The following is a 22,033-nucleotide window of genomic DNA, read 5'->3' on the forward strand; positions in this document are numbered from 1 at the left end:
AATCGAAAGAAGGGAGGAGCCTTCATGAAATACTGGCTGGCGGGTCTTTGCCTTGTATTTGTTGTTATTCTGGCCGGGTGCGGTAATTCGGATGAGCAAACCGCTTCTGTCAGCGAAATACCTGATGAACCGGATAAGGAGACAGTCACGTCTAAATTTGAGAATAGTGCAGGTGAATCGATCGAAACATTGATCGACAACAACTTTTATTTGCTTGATGTTGTTTCCGGTGAAAGACGCGGCAGTGCAAATGTGTATGCGACACGCCTTTATACAGTAGATGAATTGGAAGAGTTATTTAAGCAAGCCGAAGGTCCGGATGAAATCAGCGACAAGAAAAACGGACAGCTGATGATGATTTATGACGATGTTTTCATTACCTTGAAACCGAGTGACGAAGATAGCGATGTCACATTGATGGAAGTAGCAGATCGTACATTTGTCCGAAATAACTACTCACCGAACTATTTGAATACATTCTTTACATTTGCTCTGTTGAATTCCCTCTTCGGCAGTAACTGGAGCCAGAACAGAATGGATACTTGTCAGAATGGCGGCTGTTATGGCGGCTACACGTCAACATATCGGTCGAATGATGATAGTGGCGGTTCGGGCAGCAGTACGAGACGCGGTACGTCCAACTATCGAGGCGGCGGACCGGATGCAGGTAAATAATCAAAATTAAGGAGGCATAGAATCATGAATCCATTTTTATCGACTTTTCTATACTTTATCATTGCAGTTGTGATTGTCATTATCGGACTTATCATCTTTGAACTGATCACACATAAGTACCGGGACTGGGAGGAAATCGAAAAGGGCAATACAGCTGTAGCTTTATCTATCGGCGGTAAGATCATCGGAATCTGCCTTGTTCTGTCATTCTCCATTTACCACAGCAGTGAACTTTGGGAAACACTCATCTGGGGCGCTTACGGTGTTGTCCTGCAGATGATTGCCTACTTCGTATTTGAAGGTGTGACACGCCGATTTTCTGTTCAATCCAAGCTGAAAGAAAACAATATTGCGGTCGGAATTATTTCCTTAGCGGTTTCAATCGGTCTTGGGTTCGTCATCGGTGCGTCCATTACGTAAGCTAAAAGCAGTTCGGAGATGAAAGACATGCAGCAAAAAGTAACAAATAAAACCTCATTTATTTATTGGGCTTCAGGTATCGTTTCCATATGCGGTATTATATTTGAAGTTTTGTTCGGGGCATTAGGTTCCTATATTCTCGGAGATGGTGTGAAGCAATATACACTCACCATCTCTTTGTTTTTGACTGGTATGGGGATTGGTGCCAGCATAAGTGAGCGTGTGACGAAGCGACTCATTCTAGCATTTATTTATATCGAATTTTTCGTAGCTTTGATTGGTGGCTTTTCTAGCTTTACGATGTTCGGGATCACAGCATATACCCCTGATGGGACTGACGCGTTCTATCTCTATTTCGTCACAATTATCGTTGGTGCGCTAACCGGAGTGGAGCTGCCGATTCTGATTAGGAAGGCGAATGAGATTGGTGAGACGATAGGTCGGAGTACAGCACGTGTTCTGTTCAGTGATTATGCAGGCGGACTGATCGGCGGTCTGCTTTTTGCCTTCTTGCTGCGTCCGCAGTTCGGAATCGTTAAATCAGCTTTTCTAGTCGGTCTAGTTAACTTAGTAGTTGCACTGGTCGTACTGTGGTTATTCCGGGAAGAAGTGAAGCGGGTTGCCTTGCATGCTGCAGTCGGTATATTCATCGGGATATTGCTCATTCTTGGTGTCTTTTTCGGAGAGGAAACTGCATTTTCGTTCGAGCAGAAGCTTTACGAGGATCCGATCATCCACATGGAGCAAAGCCAATATCAGAAAATAATTCTTACCCAGGATGGAGATGACCTGCGGCTGTATTTGAATGGCGGATTGCAGTTCAGTTCATTTGATCAGCACCGCTACCATGATGCACTAGTGCATCCGGTCATGTCCCAAGCCAAAAAGCATGATCATGTGCTCATACTTGGCGGAGGGGATGGATTAGCAGCAAATGAAATCCTGAAATATGACGACGTTCAAGACATTACCCTGGTCGACCTCGACCCTGCTGTAACAGAAATGGCTAAGACAGAGTCGAGACTGCTGGATTTAAACAATCGCTCTCTGCTGAATGACAAAGTCACTATCCACAATCAGGATGCCTTCACTTATCTGAAGGAAACGGACCAGATTTATGATGTGATCATCGTTGATTTGCCCGATCCGAATGACGAGAGCTTGAACAAGCTATACACCGAGGAATTCTACTCTCTAGTGCGAAATCATATGCATCCGGAGGGGGCAATGATTGTCCAAGCCACTAGCCCGGTGTTCGCAACTGAATCTTATTGGACAATAGACGAAACGATCCGCGCAACGGGGCTTGAAACAGAGAATCTGCATCTGGATGTGCCAAGTTTCGGTAACTGGGGATTTGTCATGGCCAGCAGAAATCCGATTGACCCAGATAATCTAGAGGTTACCGTGCCAACCGAATACTTAAAATCTTCCATGATTCCTGGAATGACAGAATTCGGAAAGGATGAGGATAAGGAAATCACTAACGCGGATGGAGAGAAAGTCAGTCTTCGCCCAAATACATTGGTTGATCCTCATTTGATTGAAATCTATCAACAGGAATGGAAACATTATTGATCTTCCCTAGGCAATAACGCTCTATAAGCTACTGGAGATGTCAATACTGTTGAAGTATTAAATGCGCCATACGGAATCAGCCGGTCGATCAATTCCCGCATGCCATTCATGTTAGGGACTGCTGCCTTCAGCAAATAATTGATCGGTCCGGTCACCCTGTGGCATTCAAGTACTGCTTCTTCCTTTGCAATCAGATTTTCAAACTCCAAATGGGGGATCTTCAATTCACTAACCTGGATAAACAACAGGATATCCAATCCAACCTTCGCATGCGCAACTCGGGCTGTGTAATGCTCGATGACACCGCGCTCCTCAAGCCTTGCCATCCGCTCTGAAACACTCGGCCTGCTCAGTGCTAGCTTCTTGGATAATTCGCTAATTGTGATTCGGCCATCATGCTGCAGCAGCTCCAGCAGTGTGCGGTCAATGTGATCCATATAAACGCTCCCTTTCACATTGCAGGTAAGTTCTGCATATAATTTTCATTATGAAACTCGAATCAAGCTATTGCCTGCAAATATCTATTCATTTCTCGTGTTATTTATTCTAACATAGAAAGTGAAGAAACAGGATGTCGTGATTATGTTCGCTCATATTGTCCATTATGGACGTGTTTCAACATGGATTTTAACTTTGAGAGGAGCAATTCGTTTGCCGCAAAAATATCTGAAAATCGTTCTTGGCTGCTTCCTAGCCAGCATCGGCTTGTATATGCTCAAAAGTGCAGAGCTGGTAACAGGCGGAACAGCAGGGCTTTCCTTAGGATTATCCTATATACTGTCTATGCCTTTTGGTGTCGTCTTCTTTATCATTAACATTCCATTCTATATCTTTTCATTTATTAATATGGGATGGCGTTTTACGGTAACAACCATAGTATCCGTATCAATTTTGACGTTGTTCTCATTTCTCCATCCGTTTTATCCCGCTATTGAACTTCCGGGGATCGTTGCAGCTGTGGCAGGCGGCCTGATTGTCGGATTTGGCTTGATCATCCTTTTTGCGAATCAAGCATCCTTAGGGGGAGCAAATATTCTTGCGTTGTTCCTGCAGAAACGTTTTGGAACAAATCCTGGAACGATCAACTTTATATTTGATTTCTGCGTGGTCATGGTCAGCCTTTATTCAGTTGGTCTTATCAAAGGTATCTATTCCATTGTTTCCATAGCAGTTACTTCATTTGTTATCAGCTACTTTAAAGAAAAATTCGCCAAACCACTTCCAAAACCGAATGCAGTACCAGTTGCCCAAGCAGCAGAGTGAACGAAGGAGAAATCCTTCGTTTTTTAATGGTGTAATTTAGGTGATAAGGGGGTAGTGAAATGGAAAGAGAAGTCTTAAAACAAAGGCTTGCAGATCTAGCTGAAAATGAAAAAGCTCCAGCTCCTATAGAGGATTTACTATTATCTATGCTCCCGTATATCGGTGATCATGATCCAGTGCTACGTGATAAATTGATTTATCGCTTGGCAGGCAATTGGGTCACAGAAGGTATGGTTCCTCCTGCAGTGATGATTCAAATTCTCGAAGAGCTTTTAACAGAACGATTCCTATTCCAAAAAGAGAAATACACAAGAAGTTTTACAACACTGTGGATTGCTGCTCTTTTATATCAACATAGAAGAGAAGCCTTCCTGAGTGCTGAGCTGACAGATCGAGTTTATCTAGTGTTCCTTGCTTATATCAAGCAAGAGACTGTAGGAGAAGGTTATGATGAAACATACGGATGGTCTCATACATTAGCGCATGCAGCTGATGCTATCGATGAACTGATTCAGTTGACGGAACTGTCGAATGATCAGCGCCGGCAGCTTGTAGAGGAAATGATAAACAAAATGGCTTTTCCGTATGATGTCCTTTCTCATGAGGAGGATGAGCGTATGGCCATAGCGATTCATTCTGCCTTGGAAAATGGACTGTCTCCGGATATAGTTGGATGCATGGTAAAGGAAAAGACATCGGAAGTCATTGCCCTCTGGCCGGAAGTGACCGAAGCGAACCTGCGTATCCGCGCAAATTTTAAGCAGTTCATCCGCAGCCTTTATTTTTGTTCATCAGACTACCCATCCCTAAAGAAAACGTTACATGAATGTGAACAGTTATTTTCTGGTATCTATCATAAAAAGTCCTCTTTCTGATTGTTGTTCAGGTGCTTTTGTTATATGATATTCCGGAAAGTCTGTTTTAAAGAATCTATAATGAAGAGTGATGCGAAATGGAACAACATTTGACATATACAATGCCTCCTGAATGGGAGAAACATGAGCGTACGCTGATCAGCTGGCCTGTGAAGGACTCAATGGTCTATCCGGAGGATTGGGAAGCTGTATGTAAGGGTTATGCTGAGCTGATTCTTGCGATTGCAGAATTCGAGCCGATCACCGTATTGGTGAACGCCAAGGATCGCGATGCAGCAGCTGCTCATGTAGGACAAGATGAAAATGTAACACTGCTTGAGGTTTCTCATAACGATGCATGGCTTCGAGATAACGGCCCGACATTCGTCCGGGACGAAGCTGGCAAACTGGCTGGTGTAAACTGGCGTTTTAATGCATGGGGTGAAAAATACTTCCCATGGGATCTGGATGATGCAGTAGCTCCGGCTGTTTTGAATCACTTCGGTGTGAAGCAATTGGATGCTCCATTAGTGTTAGAAGGCGGATCCATTCACGTGGACGGGGAAGGGACACTAATTACAACAGAGGAGTGCCTTTTAAACCCAAACCGCAATTCAGACCTTTCCAAGGAAGATATAGAAGCATATCTTCGAGAGTATCTTGGTATTGAAAAAGTGATTTGGCTGAAGCGTGGTGTCGCTGGGGACGAAACGGATGGACATGTCGATAATATCGCCTGCTTTGCCGCACCTGGTAAACTGCTGCTGCAGGTGACAGATGACCCGGAAGACGAGAACTATGACATCACTCAAGAGAATCTGCGCATTCTTGATGAGACGAAAGATGCGAAAGGGCGTCAGATTGAAGTGATCGCTATCCAACAGCCGCCTAAGGCTGCCTGGAATGACACGCGTTTGACTTTGAGCTATATTAATTTCTATTTTGTAAATGGAGGCATTATCCTTCCTGTTTTCGGTAATACCGCAGCAGGAACGGATGAACGGGCAATCAAGCTGCTGCAGGAGCAGTTCCCGGATCGCCGAATCCGTACAATTGATGGCCTAGCTATCATCAAAGAGGGCGGAAATGTACATTGTACAACACAGCAGATGCCTGCAGTGAAGGAGTGAAGTAAGTGAGAAAGGTAACTTTAGCAGCTACACAAATGGCTTGTTCCGGTGTCGTTGAAGAGAATATCGCCAATGCCGAGAAGCTTGTCCGCCAAGCGGCAGCTCAAGGTGCGAATGTCATCCTGCTGCAGGAGTTGTTTGAAACACCATACTTCTGCCAAAAGGAAAAGCCTGCTTACTACGCGTTTGCGACTGAGCTGGATCAGAACAAAGCAGTGCGGCATTTCAAACAAGTGGCGAAGGAGCTTGGAGTAGTACTTCCAATCAGCTTCTATGAGAAAAAGAACAATGCAAACTATAATACAGTCGCTATGATTGATGCCGATGGCTCGGTGCTTGGCATTTATCGGAAAACGCATATTCCGGATGGACCGGGCTATGAAGAGAAATATTATTTCAGCCCTGGGGATACTGGCTTCAAAGTGTGGGAGACGAAATTCGGAAAGATAGGCGTGGGCATTTGCTGGGATCAGTGGTTCCCGGAAGCAGCGCGCAGCATGGCGCTTCAAGGAGCGGAAATCCTGCTTTATCCTACAGCAATCGGTTCCGAACCGGAGGATGCAAGCATTGACTCGAAGGATCACTGGCAAATGTGTATGCGAGGACACGCAGCAACCAATTTGATGCCTGTTTTGGCTTCAAACCGGATTGGTGTGGAAACGGATGAGGATTCCTCTATCACGTTCTATGGTTCTTCGTTTATCGCTGGACCGCAGGGGAATTTGCTGGCGGAAGCAGGACGTACAGAAGAAGAAATCCTTACTGCTACGTTCGATTTGGACGAGCTGGCTATGCAGCGTGTGGAATGGGGGCTGTTCCGTGACCGCCGTCCTTCCATGTACCGTAATATCTTAAGCTCTGATGGTTCAACAACTGTATAAAACAAAAGCTGCCAGTCTATGCTGGCAGCTTTTTTAATGTCGCGGAGCCCAGAGCATGACAGCGACGCCTGCCACACATAAGCCGGCGCCTATCCAGTCATACATATCCGGTGTTTCTTTGTCGATGAACCAGCCCCATAGAATGGAGAGTACAATGAAAACACCGCCATATGCTGCATACACACGACCGAACGTCGGAAATGTCTGGAAAGTGGCAATCACACCGTACATGATCAAGGCGATACCGCCTAAAAATCCAAGATAACCTGCTCTGCCATCACGCAGCCACATCCAGATCAAGTACCCGCCGCCAATTTCGGCAATTCCTGCAAGCAAAAAAATGAATATCGATAATAACATTCTTTCGTCTCCTGGTTCGTAATACATCTATGATAGCGTAAAAAAACGACCCTGTCCGGGTCGTTTTCTTAGTTCTTGAGTAAATTATTTTCGTCGAGGAAGTCCTTGGCTACACGTTCTACACTCTTTTGCTCAATATCCACTTGGTAGTTCAGTTCACGTAAAGTATCCTCTGTCAGAGCATTCTGGAGCGGTTCCAGTAATTCTGTCAGCTCTGGGTACTCATCCAAGGTTTCTTGATTGAAGGTGGCAGCATAATTGTAGGAAGGGAAGAATTTTTGATCGTCTTCCAATATCTTTAAATCCATCGAATTAATTTGCGGATCAGTTACAAAAGCTTGAGTGACATCAATCTCATCATTTTTCAATGCTGTATAATAAAGACCGATTTCCATTTCACGGATATTGGGATCAGGAACCTTGAATCCATAATATTCTTCTAATCCAGGCATTCCATCTCTCCGATTTGCGAATTCCGTCTCCATCCCGAATCGAAGGTCTTCTGGATTTTCTTTCGCGTAAGCTGCCAAATCACTTAAAGTTTCAATGCCCAACTCATCGGCTTTTTCTCTTTCCATAACCAAAGCATAAGTATTATTAGCATCGGTTAAGTTTGTCCAGGCAATGCCGTTCTCCTTATCCAATTCCCGAACCTTTTGCATTGCCTCATCTTTATCTGCAATCGGTTCTTGATCCAAATAGGTGACAAGTGCTGTACCAACATACTCCCAAGACATATCAACCTGGCGGGTTTCGATTGCTTGACGCATGGCAGAGGAGCCGAGATTTTGAATCTCTTCAACATTATAACCGTTATCCTCCAATATGAAGGCTGTCATTTTGGCTATTACCAGCTGCTCGGTGAAAGTTTTTGCTCCGACGGTAACGGTTTTTCCGCCCGGACCGCATGAACTTAGCACAACTAGTAAAGCAGTTAATAAAGCAAATAGGGTCAATCGTTTTCTCATCAATTCAGGTATCCTTTCTTTACGAATTTTGTGCTTTTCTAGCAAGACGGAGTCCTTTTGGCACTAAGGCGAACTGCAGCCACTTGAATAGATAGTCAATCACGATAGCTAGCAGTGTGACAGGAACGGCTCCGGACATTAAGAAAGCATTATCGAAGAGACGGATACCAGTGAAAATCCATACACCTAGTCCGCCGGCACCGACTAGATAGGCAAGTGCAGCGGTCCCGATATTGATGACCAATGCTGTCCGCACGCCCGCAATAATCGAGGTGAGTGCATTCGGCAGCTCGATCTTCCAAAGGATTTGCGAGTTTGTGAGTCCCATTCCTTTGGCTGCATCAATCATGTTGTCGTCAACGGAATCCAGGCCAGCAATCGTATTTTGTAAAATAGGCAGCAGGGAATAGACGAATAGGGCAACTACTGCTGCGCTGATTCCAATACCTAGGAAGCCCATGGCGAGCGCAAGCACAGCTAAACTCGGAATAGTCTGCCCAAGATTCGCGATGCCTACGATCAGCCATTCGGATTTACGGAACTTTGGCCGTGTAACGAAGATGCCTAGTGGTACTGCAAGCAGCACAGCAGCAGCTCCTGAAAGGAGTACAATCGTAATATGCTCCCCGAGTAAGCGCAGGAAAGTATCCGGCTGTTCCCAGATATTGCTGAACATATTGTTGGCGAATGCCCACACAAAGAAGGCAATGAGCAGTGCCCAGAAGATAAGCTTGATAATCAAGGCGATGGTCTTGTTTGTCCGGTCCATGATTACAGCCCCCTCAGACGCTCTCCTTGATCTCACGGTGCAGGAACTGCTCGATCAAGTCCAAAGTAATACTTCCTTTGCGAGTACCGTTGTCGTTCTCAACAATCAGCTGATCAGCTTCTTGATTTAAGATTTTCGATATAGCCACACGCAGGGAAAGGTTTTCGTTGATATCCTGAGAATCAGGTGATTCCATAACAGGCTTTAATGTAATTGCATCGGCAAGGTCTTTCACTGTATAGAGACTCATGCTCTTCAGTACGCGGTCCTGACCGACGAATTCAGCAACAAAGCTGTTGGCTGGTTTGTTCAGCATTTTGGCCGGCTCCGCGTATTGCATCATTTTGCCGCCTTTGAGCAGGGCGATTTTATCTGCCATCTTGACCGCTTCGTCAATGTCATGGCTGACAAACAGAATCGTTTTCTTTAGCTCTTTTTGAATTTGCAGGAATTCTTCCTGGAGATGAGTGCGGATGATCGGATCCAGTGCACCGAAAGGTTCATCCATCAACATGACTGGCGGATCGGCAGCCAAGGCACGGGCCACGCCGACACGCTGCTGTTGACCTCCTGAAAGCTCATGCGGATATCGTTTCCGATATTCATCTGGTTTCAAGCCTACAAGCTCCATCAGCATATTGAAGCGATCACGCATTTTTTTTCTGTCCCAGCCAAGCAGATTAGGAACAATCATGGCATTGTCCTCAATGTTCATATTGGGAAATAGTCCGTTGGATTGAATGACATAACCAATATTGCGGCGCATTTCTATTTTATTGGAATGACGCACGCTTTTACCGTTGAGCATAATGTCGCCGTCTGTAATGCTCTCCAGCTGGTTCACCATCCGAAGCAAAGTCGTCTTTCCGCAGCCGGAAGGGCCCAGCATGATGACTAGTTCGCCATCTTCGACTGTGAAATTCATATTTTCAATAGCTTTTACATTGCCGTTGTATACCTTTGTTACATCGTTGAAATGAATCATAATGTCACCCTTATTATTTTTTTACACCCTTTGGCGTAAATAGATTTTCGATTAAGCGCAGGAACAAATCAGCAATCAATGCTAAAACAGCAACCGCAATTGCACCCGCAAGGATCATTGTGTTGTTGGTCCGAAGGATTCCTTGATAGATGATACCGCCAAGACCTCCAGCGCCGATTAACGTAGCGATGGCGCCTACACCGATATTTAAGACAGTAGCAGTGCGGATACCAGCCATAATTAATGGCATGGCGTTTGGGAGCTCCACTTTATAGAGGCGCTGGAATGTAGTCAGCCCAATGCCATTTGCCGCATCACGTATGTCGGGATCGACATTGCTGATCGCTGTGTACGTATTCCGGATGATCGGCAGCTGTGAATAAAGTACAAGTGCGATAACAGCCGGTAACGTACCGATTCCTTCGTTGATGAGTGAAAGAATTGGAATCATGATTCCAAATAAAGCGAGGCTTGGAATAGTCATCATGATAGAAGCAATTTGGAGAATAGTGGAGGCAGCGTATTTATTGACGGAGCAATAAATACCTAATGGGACACCGATCACAATTGCGATGATAATTGCTAAACCGACAAGCTTGATATGATCCCATGTATATCCAAGTATGAATGTAAAATTAGTAGTGAAATATTCGATTAAATCCGTAATGGGAGGGCACCTCCTAAATTTGTCATGCTAAAGGTCTTATCAGACTTTTACTACCTATTGTTATACCCAGATAAACCAACATCCTAACATGAAAAAATAACCATTACAAAGACAGGATTCACTTATAACACTAAGTATGGTGGAGTAATCGGGAGGATATTAGGCTTGAAGGTGGCTGAGCATAATATATCAATGGATTTCCTTCTCGACATAAGGGGAAAGTTTTGGCTACGGGAAACCATAAGATAACTGAAAAATTAAATAATATTACAAGAAATATATTTACTTCCTCCTAAAAATGATGGTAGTATATCTAAATACTAATATGTACTCATATAAAATGTACTAGAGTGTAAGGAGTCACGCCCTTATACAAAAAAAGAGAGAATGGAAAGCTAAATAGTCTGAATTGACAAACTATTTAGCGATGAGAGGGAGCGAGAAGAATGAAGGAATACTTAATCGAGCGAATGTACAAAGCATCACAAGGAATGGCAAATGCAGTCCTCGTGACCCTCGGTATCGGTCTATTGATGGAGACTTTTGGTGAATTTCTGAACTGGCCGACATTGATTGCTGTCGGTACTGTTGCTAAAGCATTGTTGGCACCCGCTTTAGGTGCCGGAATCGCTGTACAGCTGGGCGGTAACACATTGGTTGTTTTCAGTGCAATGATCAGTGCGACGATCGGCGGAGCTGCAATGACTGTAGGCGATGACGGCTTACTGACATCGATGGTATCGGGACAGCCGATCAGTGCAGTGCTGGCTGCTGTCGTTGCGACATTTGTAGGTAAACGGGTATCAGGGAAGACACCGCTTGATATGATGGCTATCCCGTTTGCGGCAGTACTTGTAGGAGGGATTGCTGGAGCGGGACTTGCTGCAGTTACAACACCGCTGCTAACATGGATGAGCGGACAGATTGCCAACTCCGTTACTGGCTCACCGCTGCTTGCATCGATCGTCATTTCATTAGTGTGGAGTATCCTATTGATGACACCAGCTTCTTCTGCAGCTTTGGCAATTGCATTACAGCTGGATCCGGTATCCAGTGCGGCGGCTTTGATCGGCTGTACGGCACAGTTTGTCGGGTTTACGTTCATGAGCATCCGTCAGAACGATTTAGGTGGTTTTCTGGCACAGTTTGTCATTACACCAAAAGTACAATTCCCTAACCTAATAAAGAATCCAGCGCTTGTCATCCCGCCATTTGTAGCGGCAGTTGTTTGTGCACCGATCGCAACAGTGCTGCTAGGGTTTACAACGTCCTACGAGCTGGCAGGTTTGGGCTTGAATTCATTCATTGCACCGCTTAATATCCTAGCCAGCCAAGGCTGGGAAGCTTTCTTGATTTATTTAGTAACAGGCGTCATCATGCCGCTGATCATTTCACTTGGTCTTTATCATGTGATCAAATCGATCGGATGGGCCAAGGTCGGCGATTTGCGTATGGAAATTCAATAATCAAAACCGCAGCTGTGAAGCTGCGGTTTTTTCATGCAGCTAACAATATTATTGTTATACTGAAAGGAGAAACAAATTAGAAAGAAGGATATCCTTCATGGATCAACTCAATCGCATACTTGCTAGATACATGCCTTTCTTGACTCCTGTGAGCGTCCTGGCAGGATTTCTTCTAGCGGATTATCTGCATCACGGAGAGGTCTTGGTGCCTTGGATATTTGCATGTATGACATTTGCCGGAAGCTTATCAGCAAACTTTAACAGTCTGCTGCATGCTGTTAAAAGACCCGGACCGATGCTGCTTGCTTTTGTTGTGCTTCATTTTATCATGCCTTTAATTGCACTAGGTTTTGGACACCTGTTCTTTCCTGGAGATGTCAACACGATTACAGGCCTTGTGCTGCTGACAGCCATCCCGACTGGTATTACTGCATTTGTCTGGGTTGCCATGCAGCAAGGGAATATAGGGCTTACGTTATCGACGATTCTCTTAGGAACATTGCTTTCCCCAATGTTAGTTCCTTTGACTTTGCATCTCTTAGTAGGAGGTGACGTCCAGCTGGAGATACTTCCGATGATGAAAGGCTTGTTATGGATGATCGTCATACCATCAATAGCAGGTATGCTAGTCAATCAGCTTTGCAGCAAGAGTGTCACAAGCACATTAAGTATGAATCTGGCGCCTTTTTCGAAATTAGGTCTCATAGCTGTTGTTTCCATAAATGCTTCTGTTGTAGCCCCTCATTTGAAGGGAATGGATATGACAATCTTAGGTATTGTATTGCTCGTATTTGGTATATCTTTTTCCGGTTATTTGTTAAGCTGGCTGCTCGGGAAAATATTCCGTTACGATAGAGCGGAAATTGTGAGTGTAACTTTTGTTGGGGGAATGCGGAATATCAGCGCGGGTGTGGTCCTTGCTGTAAGTTTCTTTCCGGCTCCTGTCGCTATCCCGGTTGTAATAGGTATGCTGTTCCAGCAGGTTTTGGCAGCAGTGTTTTCCAGCCTTCTGAAAAAATATGAACCGCAGCAAGCAGCTGCTTGAAAAGAAGACCGTTCAGACGGTCTTCTTTTCTTTATAACGAACACTTCACACATGTTTAATTTCTCCTCATTTTGGCAATGGCTCTACAAGACACGGAAAGGAAGATGAATATGTGGGAAGCAATTTTATGGGGTGCCATCGCAGGGTCTGCCAGTTTAATTGGTGCTGCCGTACTGATGCTCGTACCTGTAAAGAAGCGAATTATCGGGTTTATTATGGCTCTAGGTACAGGAGCACTGATTGGTTCTACCTCCTATGAACTCTTGGAGGAAGCATATGAAATCAGTGGCGGGTTGCAGGAAGAAGCGATTGGATTTCTTGGGGGCGCAGTTATTTTTACTATATTGGATATCCTTATATCCCGCAGTGGCGGGAAGAATCGTAAAAGCAGCCGACTGCACGAGACACATCATAAAGACGAGAAGGGTTCAGGACTAGCAATATTTGCAGGTACAGTAATGGATGCAATACCGGAATCAGCCATGATCGGCTTGAGCTTGGCGAGCGGGGGCGGTGCTAGTACTGCTTTGATCGTATCCATTTTTATCAGTAACTTTCCAGAAGGTCTCTCCAGTACTTCGGGGATGCAAAGCAGCGGCTATAGCCGGAAGCGCATCATTTTCATGTGGATAGCCGTAATCGTGATTTCCGCTTTGAGTGCACTAATAGGAGCTGTTTTACTTCAGGATACGAGTGCTAGTACAAGAGCTATACTAAACTCATTTGCAGGGGGAGCAATTATTGCCATGGTCGCATCCACCATGGCTCCTGAGGCATATGAAGAGGGCGGTCCAGCTGTAGGGATTGTAACAGCAATAGGGATGTTCATCGCCTTTTCTTTGGCACATGTTTAAGTAACGCTCATGCAGGGGATATACAAACAAAAGAATGGAGGCGTTTCAGCATGAAAAACCTTATTCGAAAAGCGATTAAGTATGGACCTGTTATCTATCCGATCGTTAAGAAAATTATCAATAAACGCAAAGCAAAGCGTTCTGGAAGAGCTTCATATTAAAAAGACGTGAGAGCAAAATGCTCTCACGTCTTTTTATCTGCTGCGACTGCCTTTTTCAAGGACAGTGTCCACCTCGGTTGCTGCTTTATCCAATGCAGTTTTAGGATCTTCACCTTGGTATAGACTCTCCATACCAGTTACAATCTGCTGACGTGCTTCTGGGAAGATGGAAATCAAAGCACCTTGTGTTGCTGTACTTGGCACTGTATCGTGCAGCTGATCAACAGTTACTTTTAACTGCGGATATTTTTCCCACTCCTGCTTTACGATATCTTCTTCATATGCAGCTGGGTTAATGGCGAAATAACCAGATTCTACATGCCATTTTGCCTGAACTTCTGCTGTTGATAAGTATTTCATGAAGTCCCATGCAGCTTGCTGTTGGTTCTCATCAATATCCTTCGCCATCCAGAGGGATGCTCCGCCGATGATGACCCCTTGAGGATCCACATCATCCGGATGCGGCAAATAAGCTACGCCAACCTCGAAATCAGCATTATCGACAAGCCCTTTGATGCCTGCAGAGCTATCAAGCATCATCGCCATCGTTCCTGTCTGGAACGATGCCCGCATATCATCCCAATTTTGGCCGCTGTTATAGAAGGTTCCAGCTTCATACATATCACTGATCAATTCAAATACCTTCTGACCTTTTTCATCGTTGAAGGAAGCCTTTGTCGCTTCGCCTTCTCGACCATTTTCATTATCGACGAACATTCCGCCCTGTGTGGCAAGCAATTCCTCGAAGAACCAGCCATAATTCAAGATGGAAAGACCATATTGTGACGTTTTATCTCCTTCTTTGATCGTCAGCTTTTCTGCAGCTTCCTTCAGCTCGCTGTAAGTGCGAGGCGCTTGCTCAGGATCAAGGCCAGCTTCCTTGAATGCATCTTTGTTATAGACAAGCACAGGAGTGGAGGAGTTGAAAGGCATAGAATACTGCTCTCCATCCACTTGATAGTAGGAGGAGATATTTTCTTCCCATTGTGATGTATCGTAGTTTTCTTCGTCGATGAATTTTTGGACAGGCTGGATGTTTCCGCTGTCTATCATTTGTTTTGTACCTGCTTCAAAAATCTGTGTAACTGCTGGAGCATCCGCAGTACCTGCAACAGTATTCAATTTTGTTAAAGATTCCTCATAGGAACCTTGATAAACTGGTTTTACAGTATATTTATCCTGTGAATTGTTATATTCGTCTACGATTTCATTGACACTCGCTTCCAATTCTCCGCCCATGGCATGCCAGAAGATGATTTCAGTCTTGCCATCCCCTGTCGTACCGCTCGCAGAATCCGTACTGGAACAAGCAGTGAGGAACAGTACAAATAAAACAGATAAACCAGCTAATAGTCTTTTCATCATATAACCTCTTTCGATTTTATTTGATTGCACCTTGCGTGAGACCTTTTTGCAGTTTTTTCTGTCCGGCGAACAACAGCAGCAGTGTAGGCAGAATGACGATGACGACACCGGCCATGACGATACCCCAGTCAGATGCGATTTCCTGTGTTTGCAGCTGTTTAAGCCCGATCTGGACGGTTCTTGCAGATTCCGTATTTGTTACTAGCAACGGCCAAAGATACATATTCCAATTGGTAAGAAAGCTGTAAATACCTAAGGTGATTAAGCTCGACCGGCTGATAGGCAGGATGACATTCCAGAAGAAACGGAATCTGGAAATACCAGCTACCTGAGAAGCTTCGTATAGTTCCTGCGGTATTGTCTTGAAATGCTGGCGCATTAGGAAGGTTCCGAATGCCAAAGCAAAGAACGGAACTGTCAAACCAAGATAGCTGTTTGTCCAGCCTAAACCTTGTATGGTCATGAAGTTCGGTACCATCGTTGCTTCCCAAGGTATCATCATGGTCGAAATGAACAGGAAGAAGACGAAATCCCTACCTTTGAATTTCATGAAAACAAAGGCAAAGGCGGCTAAACTGCTGACTAGCAGCTGGCCAATCATAACAATGGCTGATGTGACGAAACTATTGAGCAAGTAGGTTAGAAGCGGCACTTTTTGAAATACCTCGACGTAATTATCCAGCGATAGACTGCTAGGAAGAAGCTGGCCGCCCATCACTTCCCCGCCATCCATGAACGAGATGCTGAAAGCATAGAAAATCGGAAACATCATGATAATGGCACAGATGATCAGGACCGTATAAAGGCTGATACGCTTTGCGAGTATCACTGATAATGCACCTTCCTCTCGCCAAGCTTAAACTGCAGTGCTGTCAGCAGCAGGACGCAGAAGAACAGGATGACTGCCTGAGCACTCGCAGAGCCGACATCATTATTGATGAAGGCATCCTTATAGATGGAATAGACGATTACATTGGTTGATTCTACCGGTCCGCCCTTTGTAAGGATGTCAATTTGTCCGAATGTCTGAAAGGCATTGATGAACGATACTGTCACGATAAAGAATAAAGTGGGGGACAGCATGGGCAGCGTAATTCGGCGAAGCTGATAAAGATAGCTAACTCCCGCCACTTTTGCATTCTCGTATAGGTGTGTATCGATGTTCTGTAATCCTCCAAGTATGATCAGAAATGCGAAGCCGGCATTCATCCAAATCGTGGATAATGATACTGCAAGCAAGGCATAGTCGGGATCCTGCAGCCATTGGACGGCTGGAAAGCCCAGCCACTCGGCAATTCTGCTGAATACGCCGATTGAAGGATTATACATGAACATCCAAATGACGCTGGATGCTGCAACGCTCATCCCCATTGTGGAAGAAAACAATGTACGGAATATGCCGATTCCTTGGATCTTTTCATTTGTCAGCAAAGCCAGGAAAAGAGCGAGCAGGATGCCTGCGGGTACTGTGTACAGCACAAAAAGAATGGTAGCTTTTACACTGCTCTGAAAACTGTCAGAGCTTAGGATATACTGATAGTTTTCCAATCCGACGAATTCGAATGGACCCATTTGGTCAGCTAAAAAGAAACTCAAGTATATGGTTCGGAACATTGGGTAGAAAACGAACACGCCGAACAAAATGATAGAAGGAAGCAAATAGAGCCAGCCCTCCAAAAAGGAAAATAGATTCCGCTTTGGTACGCTTTCCTGAGGGGGAACAGGCTGTAAATCCCGGGAAGCGTTCATCTTAGCACCTCTCTGGCTGTCTGCTTCGGTTGTCCATCACTAGCTGACCATAGAATCCGTCCATTGTCTTTTGAGAAGAGATGGATAGCATCCAAATCAAAACGAATCGGAATCCGATCTCCGACAGAGAATTGCCATTGTCCGTTCCATCGGGCAATCCACTGCTCATTGGAATCATCCAGAATGAAAGTAATGAGCGTTTCTGTACCAAGAATCTCAGTATTAACGATCTCTACTATAGCATCGGCTTGTTCTGGAGCAGCAAATAGGATGTGCTCTGGCCGTATACCGACCTGGACATTCTTGCTTGCTGCTTTTACATTACCTTTCATTGGGTTAGGCAAGGTGCAATTTGGTGATAGAACAATACCGTTTGGAGAAACGCCTGCATCCATTACATTCATGGCAGGTGATCCGATAAATGACGCTACGAATGTATTGGCAGGGTTATTATAGATATCAAGCGGCTTGCCGATTTGCATCGCTTCGCCTTCATGAAGGATCATCATCCGGTCTGCCATCGTCATCGCTTCGGTCTGATCATGTGTAACATAGATCATCGTAATCCCGAGCTTCCGCTGTATCTGCCGGATTTCCGAACGCATCCGCGTCCGCAGTTTCGCATCCAGATTTGATAATGGCTCGTCCATCAAGCAAAGAGGAGCTTCTGTCACAATCGCACGGGCTAGGGCGACACGCTGTCTCTGGCCGCCAGATAGCTCACGTGGTTTGCGTTTTAAGTAATCAGCTAATCCGAGCATGTCGGAAGCTTCGAGAGTGCGGCGTCTTTGTTCCTCGCGTGAAATTTTTTTTGTATGTAAGCCGAAGGTGATATTTTGTTCCACATTCAAATGCGGATACAATGCATAATTCTGAAAGACCATGGATAAATCCCGTTTATTCGGTGGTGCATCATTCATCTTCTTGCCATTCACAAACAATTCCCCGCCCGTTATCGGCTCCAAGCCAGCTATCATGCGGAGAATAGTGCTTTTCCCACAACCTGATGGACCGACAAGCACGAAGAACTCGCCTTGCTCCAGCTGCAGGTCCACTTGCTCAATAACATTTTTTCTGCCATCGTAAGACTTTTTCAAACCAGCCAAGCATACATGTGTCATAATCTGCTCCTTTCTGTGAATTCATCTATACTATATCGAGTGAAAATTGAGTTAACGTGAAGAGTGGGTGAAAAAGCGTTTACAGAGAAGAGGGAAATGACTGTTTATTTTACAAAGCTCATACAATCCCGGCACAAAAAAAGGACTAGCAGGCAATATTGCCTGCTAGTCCTTTTGTGTTCTATTACTTTCTGCGCATTTTGCGTAGAATTAGGCTTAATACAAAGACGAAGATAATGGCACCGATCAAAGCAGGGATGATTGCTATACCTGCGAGGTCAGGACCGAAGTCTCCGAAGATAAGTCCGCCAAGCCATGCCCCGATAATACCTGCAATGATATTACCAATGATACCACCTGGAACGTCACGTCCAAGGATCAAGCCTGCCAGCCAGCCGATAATACCACCAACAATTAGATATAAGATGAAACTCATAATACCTACCTCCAAACAATGATGTGATTTAATGTGTTGTGATAATAGCATTCCCCATCTTACAAGATTACAAACATCTAAGCTTTGTGGCATGTTTACACGTTCTTAAGATAAGCTGCATCATTCTACACAGCAGCTCAACATCTGCTTAATAAAAAGTCGCTATATTAAAGTCAAGAAGATAACAAAGATCACCGTCCAATTCATGTACTCTGCATAGAACAAAGATTACAATCCAGATAACTACAGGGAGATGATCCGAATGATGAATCAGATTAATCCATCGTATGAGTCCGTAACTACAAGGTCGCTTGATAGTCAGTACGTGCAAAATGGAATCCTTCCTGTCATCGCTCATCGCGGCGCTTCCGGATTTGCACCTGAAAATACAATCGCTGCTTTTGATCTGGCTGTAGAGATGCAAGCCGATTTCATCGAACTGGATGTACAAATGTCCAAGGATGGTCAGCTTGTCGTCATTCATGATACATCTATAAATCGCACAGCTGTCGATGCCCCTGAAGAGGCCGTGTACGTGAAGGACCTTACGTTTGCCGCCTTACAGTCTTATGACGTAGGTGCTGGGTATGATTCGGTGTATGAAGGTCAGCGAATCCCGTTGTTAGAGGATGTAATAAGAAGGTATAAAGGAAAAACAAAGTTCCTGATCGAATTAAAATCGCCAGAGCTTTATGATGGAATAGAGGAAGCGGCAGCTGAGCTGCTGGAAAAATATGATTTGGCTAATGTTCTTTATGAGGAAGTGATTCTGCAATCCTTCAATTTTGGATCAATTGCGTATCTTTCCCAGCTGTTGCCGCATGTACCGCTTGGTGTATTGACGTCAAGAAGTGCTGACCTCACAAATCGTAAACTTGATAAAATATCTACGTATGCAAACTATGTAAATACGCATTTTACAAATGTCACACAGGATGATACATTAGTTGGCAGAATCCATACACGTGGAATGCGAATTATGCCATGGACAGTACGGGCACCTGGTGAAGTCCAGCCTTTAATCCGAGCTGGTGTTGACGGAATCATTACAGACTACCCGAATTATGTGAAATAAAAAAAGGAGACCTTTTACAGGTCTCCTTTTTCATATTATCTATTCTGAACGAGTCGCAGCAGTTCGAATGCTCTGTCTCCTGCAAGTGCAGCAAGATCCTCCCAGCACTCGTCACGCTTCAGGTCGAGTTCTACGATTTGTTTGGCTAAATCAAGGGCTTCCTGATCATGTGCCACGTGCTTGACGCTCCTTTCTGATGTTCCCTTTTTACTGTTACGCTCAGTATACTTATAGCCGAATAACTTTGCATCAAACATGTTAGCGATGCTGACGAACTATTTTGTTGTTTGTCAGGTTTCCTCACACAACACTAGGATGAATGGATAAATACGGTATAATGTGGAGTAACAGCACATGGTGATGAGGTGAACAGATGAGTAACGAGCCTTCTTACAAGAACAGGAAAGTAATCACAATAGGTATTGTGAGCGAGCTGACTGGTCTGACTGAACGCAAAATTCGTTATTACGAGGAACGCAAGCTCATTTTTCCTGAACGTTCAGCGAAGGGAAATCGCAAGTACTCTTTTTCGGATGTAGAGCAATTGATCGAGATCGCCAACAAAAGGGAAGAGGGTGTGCAAACCTTCGAAATTCGTCAGCAGATGCTGAGAGACAAGAGGAAAGAAGCGGAACGAGAAAGCCGCCAGCAAATGCTGAGAGGGCAGATCAATGCCCGCTTTGGTATACAGAGAGAGTAAGTGTGTGTATGTATGTGTTGGGAGGCCTAGTACACAGGAGAGCCGGGTGGTTATCATCCGGCTTTTTATATTGTCAAAAAAGTCTACTCCATAAATAAATGGATAACTTTCTGACATGCTGTTATCTAGCCAGTTTAAATGATTTTAATTAAAAATAGGATACGTGAAGTAAAGTATTCAAAACGTATATACAACTAAAAGGTAATCTGCCGAATTCGTCATAAATCACTTAGTAGACAGCATTATCAAAGTGATTCACAAAGAATAAATGTAGACTTCTGTCGGCAATTGCAGCTTGATCAATCGTTTGTTTTAAAGATATGCAGTCATATTCTCGTATTATTAGACTGGGTTGAATGCCTGCAATACTCTCCAGCAATCATAATAGAAAAAATCAGATTGATTTTTCTATAAATTTTAAAATTATATTGACAATAACTAGTTTGGAAGGTAAAGTAACAAACAGATCAACAACAAATGTATAATGAAATTCTTATCAAGAGCGGCGGAGGAACAGGTCCTATGAAGCCCGGCAACCAGATCGATGATCTAGGTGCTAATTCCTGCAGACAGCGAACAGCTGTACTGAGAGATAAGAGAATGAGTGCATACGGATACCATGCGCCTCTCTTAATCTAGAGAGGCGCTTTTTTTATTGTAGTTGATAACAGCGAAGAAAAAGGGGAGAGCAACATGAAAAAAATCTTAAGCTTTGGACTTATCGGATTATTAGCATTATTCTTAGCGGCATGCGGCAATGACAAATCTGCTGCACTGGCAAATGACAAAATATTGGTCGGCGTCAGCGGCGGACCGCATGAGCAAGTAATGGAAAAAGTAAAAGAATTAGCAGCAGATGAAGGTATCGATGTCGAAATCAAAACATTCAATGATTACAACACACCAAACAGTGCGTTGGATGATGGAAGCCTTGATGCGAACAGCTATCAGACACTTCCTTTCCTAGAAGACCAAGTAAAGAACCAAGGTTATGAATTAAAAGAAGTATTTAAGACGCTAACGTTCCCAATGGGTATTTATACAGATAAGATTTCGGATATTTCCGAATTGAAGGAAGGCGACAAGATCGCTGTACCGAATGATCCAGCCAACGAATATCGTGCGTTGAAGCTCTTTGAGGCAGCAGGAGTATTGAAAGTTGATCCAGAAGCAGAAAACTCTGCCACGGCAAAAGATGTCGTAGAAAATCCACTGAACCTGGAAATCGTTGAATTGGATGCTTCCCAGCTTCCAGCCCAGCTTCCAGAAGTAGCAGCAGCGGCAATCAACACGAACTTTGCGATGGGTGCTGACTTGAATATCAATGATGATGCAATCTTTGCAGAGGAATCAGAAAACAATCCCTGGTCCAACTATTTTGTTGTAAGATCAGCGAACACGGAAGATGAGGTCGTCAAGAAGCTTCAAGAAATCTACCAATCTGATGAAGTGAAACAGTTTGTGGAAGATGAATTCCAAGGATCCGTTGTTCCAAGCTGGTAAGGGGGAAG

Annotated in this window: 25 protein-coding genes and 1 riboswitch; of the genes, 13 read left to right on the plus strand and 12 right to left on the minus strand. The window is 44.4% G+C overall.

All coding sequences use genetic code 11. From position 1 onward, the window contains the following. The first annotated feature begins 24 nt into the window (after positions 1–24). Genes ACH6C1_RS02475 through ACH6C1_RS02485 form a run of 3 tightly spaced genes read left to right on the plus strand, consistent with a single transcriptional unit; the run spans position 25 to position 2,673 of the window. A complete protein-coding gene (locus tag ACH6C1_RS02475) occupies positions 25–675 on the plus strand; it encodes a DUF4247 domain-containing protein (protein WP_374074328.1) in 651 nt (216 codons plus the stop codon). Between the two features lie 24 nt (positions 676–699). Next, a complete protein-coding gene (locus tag ACH6C1_RS02480; protein WP_095221264.1) occupies positions 700–1,095 on the plus strand; it encodes a DUF350 domain-containing protein in 396 nt (131 codons plus the stop codon). Positions 1,096–1,113: 18 nt separating this feature from the next. Beyond that, complete coding sequence (locus tag ACH6C1_RS02485) at positions 1,114–2,673, plus strand: polyamine aminopropyltransferase (RefSeq protein ID WP_374074330.1); 1,560 nt, start codon at positions 1,114–1,116, stop codon at positions 2,671–2,673. On the opposite strand, the gene ACH6C1_RS02490 is transcribed toward ACH6C1_RS02485, so the two are convergent. Next, entirely contained in the window at positions 2,667–3,110 is a 444-nt protein-coding gene (locus ACH6C1_RS02490; RefSeq protein WP_374074332.1) for an Lrp/AsnC family transcriptional regulator, read from the minus strand. The genes ACH6C1_RS02485 and ACH6C1_RS02490 overlap by 7 nt on opposite strands. 145 nt (positions 3,111–3,255) lie before the next feature. Between ACH6C1_RS02490 and ACH6C1_RS02495 the strand changes: the two genes are divergently transcribed. The 4 genes from ACH6C1_RS02495 (at position 3,256) to aguB (ending at position 6,801) form a co-directional block, all read left to right on the plus strand. After that, entirely contained in the window at positions 3,256–3,936 is a 681-nt protein-coding gene (locus ACH6C1_RS02495; RefSeq protein ID WP_374074334.1) for a YitT family protein, read from the plus strand. 59 nt (positions 3,937–3,995) lie between these two features. Continuing rightward, positions 3,996–4,811: a DUF2785 domain-containing protein gene (locus ACH6C1_RS02500; protein ID WP_374074336.1), complete on the plus strand. Its 816-nt coding sequence runs from the start codon at positions 3,996–3,998 to the stop codon at positions 4,809–4,811. Between the two features lie 77 nt (positions 4,812–4,888). Further along, the gene (locus ACH6C1_RS02505; RefSeq protein WP_374074338.1) at positions 4,889–5,920 is read left to right on the plus strand and encodes an agmatine deiminase family protein; all 1,032 of its coding nucleotides are present in this window, start codon (positions 4,889–4,891) and stop codon (positions 5,918–5,920) included. A 5-nt stretch (positions 5,921–5,925) separates the two neighbouring features. Continuing rightward, on the plus strand, positions 5,926–6,801 hold the full coding sequence (aguB, locus tag ACH6C1_RS02510) for an N-carbamoylputrescine amidase (RefSeq protein WP_374074340.1): 876 nt from the start codon (positions 5,926–5,928) through the stop codon (positions 6,799–6,801). A gap of 33 nt (positions 6,802–6,834) precedes the next feature. Here the strand turns inward: aguB and ACH6C1_RS02515 are convergent, their stop codons facing one another. The 5 genes from ACH6C1_RS02515 to ACH6C1_RS02535 form a co-directional block, all read right to left on the minus strand. Beyond that, the gene (locus ACH6C1_RS02515; RefSeq protein WP_374074343.1) at positions 6,835–7,161 is read right to left on the minus strand and encodes a YnfA family protein; all 327 of its coding nucleotides are present in this window, start codon (positions 7,159–7,161) and stop codon (positions 6,835–6,837) included. A 68-nt stretch (positions 7,162–7,229) separates the two neighbouring features. Further along, the gene (locus ACH6C1_RS02520) at positions 7,230–8,129 is read right to left on the minus strand and encodes a glycine betaine ABC transporter substrate-binding protein (protein WP_095221560.1); all 900 of its coding nucleotides are present in this window, start codon (positions 8,127–8,129) and stop codon (positions 7,230–7,232) included. A gap of 19 nt (positions 8,130–8,148) precedes the next feature. Then, positions 8,149–8,898 (minus strand): ABC transporter permease, encoded by a 750-nt coding sequence (locus ACH6C1_RS02525; protein WP_374074346.1) that lies wholly within the window; start codon positions 8,896–8,898, stop codon positions 8,149–8,151. Between the two features lie 13 nt (positions 8,899–8,911). After that, positions 8,912–9,883, minus strand: coding sequence for an ABC transporter ATP-binding protein (locus ACH6C1_RS02530; RefSeq protein WP_366247941.1), 972 nt, complete (start codon positions 9,881–9,883; stop codon positions 8,912–8,914). Positions 9,884–9,896: 13 nt separating this feature from the next. Further along, positions 9,897–10,448, minus strand: a complete 552-nt coding sequence (locus tag ACH6C1_RS02535) for an ABC transporter permease (RefSeq protein WP_366247940.1) — start codon at positions 10,446–10,448, stop codon at positions 9,897–9,899. Positions 10,449–10,996: 548 nt separating this feature from the next. On the opposite strand from ACH6C1_RS02535, the gene ACH6C1_RS02540 reads away from it, so the two are divergent. The 3 genes from ACH6C1_RS02540 to ACH6C1_RS02550 all read left to right on the plus strand — a co-directional run bounded on the left by ACH6C1_RS02540 (position 10,997) and on the right by ACH6C1_RS02550 (position 13,915). Continuing rightward, positions 10,997–12,016, plus strand: a complete 1,020-nt coding sequence (locus ACH6C1_RS02540) for a PTS sugar transporter subunit IIC (protein WP_374074349.1) — start codon at positions 10,997–10,999, stop codon at positions 12,014–12,016. Between the two features lie 97 nt (positions 12,017–12,113). Then, a complete protein-coding gene (locus tag ACH6C1_RS02545) occupies positions 12,114–13,061 on the plus strand; it encodes a bile acid:sodium symporter family protein (RefSeq protein ID WP_374074352.1) in 948 nt (315 codons plus the stop codon). Positions 13,062–13,171: 110 nt separating this feature from the next. Continuing rightward, positions 13,172–13,915, plus strand: coding sequence for a ZIP family metal transporter (locus ACH6C1_RS02550; protein ID WP_095221231.1), 744 nt, complete (start codon positions 13,172–13,174; stop codon positions 13,913–13,915). Positions 13,916–14,109: 194 nt separating this feature from the next. Here the strand turns inward: ACH6C1_RS02550 and ACH6C1_RS02555 are convergent, their stop codons facing one another. From ACH6C1_RS02555 to ACH6C1_RS02575, 5 genes are all read right to left on the minus strand, one after another. Further along, complete coding sequence (locus tag ACH6C1_RS02555; RefSeq protein WP_374074355.1) at positions 14,110–15,438, minus strand: ABC transporter substrate-binding protein; 1,329 nt, start codon at positions 15,436–15,438, stop codon at positions 14,110–14,112. Between the two features lie 19 nt (positions 15,439–15,457). Next, entirely contained in the window at positions 15,458–16,213 is a 756-nt protein-coding gene (locus ACH6C1_RS02560; RefSeq protein WP_374075553.1) for a carbohydrate ABC transporter permease, read from the minus strand. Positions 16,214–16,266: 53 nt separating this feature from the next. After that, a complete protein-coding gene (locus ACH6C1_RS02565; protein ID WP_374074358.1) occupies positions 16,267–17,190 on the minus strand; it encodes a carbohydrate ABC transporter permease in 924 nt (307 codons plus the stop codon). Beyond that, positions 17,187–18,311, minus strand: a complete 1,125-nt coding sequence (locus ACH6C1_RS02570; RefSeq protein WP_374074360.1) for an ABC transporter ATP-binding protein — start codon at positions 18,309–18,311, stop codon at positions 17,187–17,189. Before ACH6C1_RS02570 ends, ACH6C1_RS02565 begins: the two co-directional genes overlap by 4 nt. A 184-nt stretch (positions 18,312–18,495) precedes the next feature. Continuing rightward, positions 18,496–18,747, minus strand: coding sequence for a GlsB/YeaQ/YmgE family stress response membrane protein (locus ACH6C1_RS02575; RefSeq protein WP_095227770.1), 252 nt, complete (start codon positions 18,745–18,747; stop codon positions 18,496–18,498). A 262-nt stretch (positions 18,748–19,009) separates the two neighbouring features. Here ACH6C1_RS02575 and ACH6C1_RS02580 point away from each other — a divergent pair, with 262 nt between their 5' ends. Beyond that, positions 19,010–19,822 carry a glycerophosphodiester phosphodiesterase gene (locus ACH6C1_RS02580; RefSeq protein WP_374074363.1) on the plus strand — a complete coding sequence of 271 codons (813 nt, stop codon included), beginning with the start codon at positions 19,010–19,012 and terminating at the stop codon, positions 19,820–19,822. 35 nt (positions 19,823–19,857) lie between these two features. On the opposite strand, the gene ACH6C1_RS02585 is transcribed toward ACH6C1_RS02580, so the two are convergent. Next, positions 19,858–19,998, minus strand: a complete 141-nt coding sequence (locus tag ACH6C1_RS02585) for a hypothetical protein (RefSeq protein ID WP_176465621.1) — start codon at positions 19,996–19,998, stop codon at positions 19,858–19,860. A 197-nt stretch (positions 19,999–20,195) separates the two neighbouring features. Here ACH6C1_RS02585 and ACH6C1_RS02590 point away from each other — a divergent pair, with 197 nt between their 5' ends. Then, positions 20,196–20,522, plus strand: a complete 327-nt coding sequence (locus ACH6C1_RS02590) for a MerR family transcriptional regulator (protein ID WP_038563668.1) — start codon at positions 20,196–20,198, stop codon at positions 20,520–20,522. A gap of 490 nt (positions 20,523–21,012) precedes the next feature. Next, a riboswitch (SAM riboswitch) is annotated at positions 21,013–21,121 on the plus strand. A 94-nt stretch (positions 21,122–21,215) separates the two neighbouring features. After that, positions 21,216–22,025, plus strand: coding sequence for a MetQ/NlpA family ABC transporter substrate-binding protein (locus ACH6C1_RS02595; protein WP_095221219.1), 810 nt, complete (start codon positions 21,216–21,218; stop codon positions 22,023–22,025). The last annotated feature ends 8 nt before the right edge of the window (positions 22,026–22,033 follow it).

The sequence above is a fragment of the Terribacillus sp. JSM ZJ617 genome, from assembly GCF_044383785.1.
Taxonomy (GTDB): Bacteria; Bacillota; Bacilli; order Bacillales; family Amphibacillaceae; genus Terribacillus.

Bases quoted from the DNA above. Each gene is read 5' to 3' on its own strand.
- ACH6C1_RS02550 (WP_095221231.1), top strand. From the start codon at position 13,172: ATGTGGGAAGCAATTTTATGGGGTGCCATCGCAGGGTCTGCCAGTTTA.
- ACH6C1_RS02530 (WP_366247941.1), bottom strand. From the start codon at position 9,883: ATGATTCATTTCAACGATGTAACAAAGGTATACAACGGCAATGTAAAA.
- ACH6C1_RS02520 (WP_095221560.1), bottom strand. From the start codon at position 8,129: ATGAGAAAACGATTGACCCTATTTGCTTTATTAACTGCTTTACTAGTT.
- ACH6C1_RS02500 (WP_374074336.1), top strand. From the start codon at position 3,996: ATGGAAAGAGAAGTCTTAAAACAAAGGCTTGCAGATCTAGCTGAAAAT.
- ACH6C1_RS02495 (WP_374074334.1), top strand. From the start codon at position 3,256: ATGTTCGCTCATATTGTCCATTATGGACGTGTTTCAACATGGATTTTA.
- ACH6C1_RS02515 (WP_374074343.1), bottom strand. From the start codon at position 7,161: ATGTTATTATCGATATTCATTTTTTTGCTTGCAGGAATTGCCGAAATT.
- ACH6C1_RS02580 (WP_374074363.1), top strand. From the start codon at position 19,010: ATGATGAATCAGATTAATCCATCGTATGAGTCCGTAACTACAAGGTCG.
- ACH6C1_RS02475 (WP_374074328.1), top strand. From the start codon at position 25: ATGAAATACTGGCTGGCGGGTCTTTGCCTTGTATTTGTTGTTATTCTG.
- ACH6C1_RS02525 (WP_374074346.1), bottom strand. From the start codon at position 8,898: ATGGACCGGACAAACAAGACCATCGCCTTGATTATCAAGCTTATCTTC.
- ACH6C1_RS02560 (WP_374075553.1), bottom strand. From the start codon at position 16,213: ATGATGTTTCCGATTTTCTATGCTTTCAGCATCTCGTTCATGGATGGC.
- ACH6C1_RS02485 (WP_374074330.1), top strand. From the start codon at position 1,114: ATGAAAGACATGCAGCAAAAAGTAACAAATAAAACCTCATTTATTTAT.
- ACH6C1_RS02555 (WP_374074355.1), bottom strand. From the start codon at position 15,438: ATGAAAAGACTATTAGCTGGTTTATCTGTTTTATTTGTACTGTTCCTC.
- ACH6C1_RS02490 (WP_374074332.1), bottom strand. From the start codon at position 3,110: ATGGATCACATTGACCGCACACTGCTGGAGCTGCTGCAGCATGATGGC.
- ACH6C1_RS02480 (WP_095221264.1), top strand. From the start codon at position 700: ATGAATCCATTTTTATCGACTTTTCTATACTTTATCATTGCAGTTGTG.
- ACH6C1_RS02590 (WP_038563668.1), top strand. From the start codon at position 20,196: ATGAGTAACGAGCCTTCTTACAAGAACAGGAAAGTAATCACAATAGGT.
- ACH6C1_RS02565 (WP_374074358.1), bottom strand. From the start codon at position 17,190: ATGAACGCTTCCCGGGATTTACAGCCTGTTCCCCCTCAGGAAAGCGTA.
- ACH6C1_RS02570 (WP_374074360.1), bottom strand. From the start codon at position 18,311: ATGACACATGTATGCTTGGCTGGTTTGAAAAAGTCTTACGATGGCAGA.
- ACH6C1_RS02575 (WP_095227770.1), bottom strand. From the start codon at position 18,747: ATGAGTTTCATCTTATATCTAATTGTTGGTGGTATTATCGGCTGGCTG.
- ACH6C1_RS02595 (WP_095221219.1), top strand. From the start codon at position 21,216: ATGAAAAAAATCTTAAGCTTTGGACTTATCGGATTATTAGCATTATTC.
- ACH6C1_RS02505 (WP_374074338.1), top strand. From the start codon at position 4,889: ATGGAACAACATTTGACATATACAATGCCTCCTGAATGGGAGAAACAT.
- ACH6C1_RS02545 (WP_374074352.1), top strand. From the start codon at position 12,114: ATGGATCAACTCAATCGCATACTTGCTAGATACATGCCTTTCTTGACT.
- ACH6C1_RS02540 (WP_374074349.1), top strand. From the start codon at position 10,997: ATGAAGGAATACTTAATCGAGCGAATGTACAAAGCATCACAAGGAATG.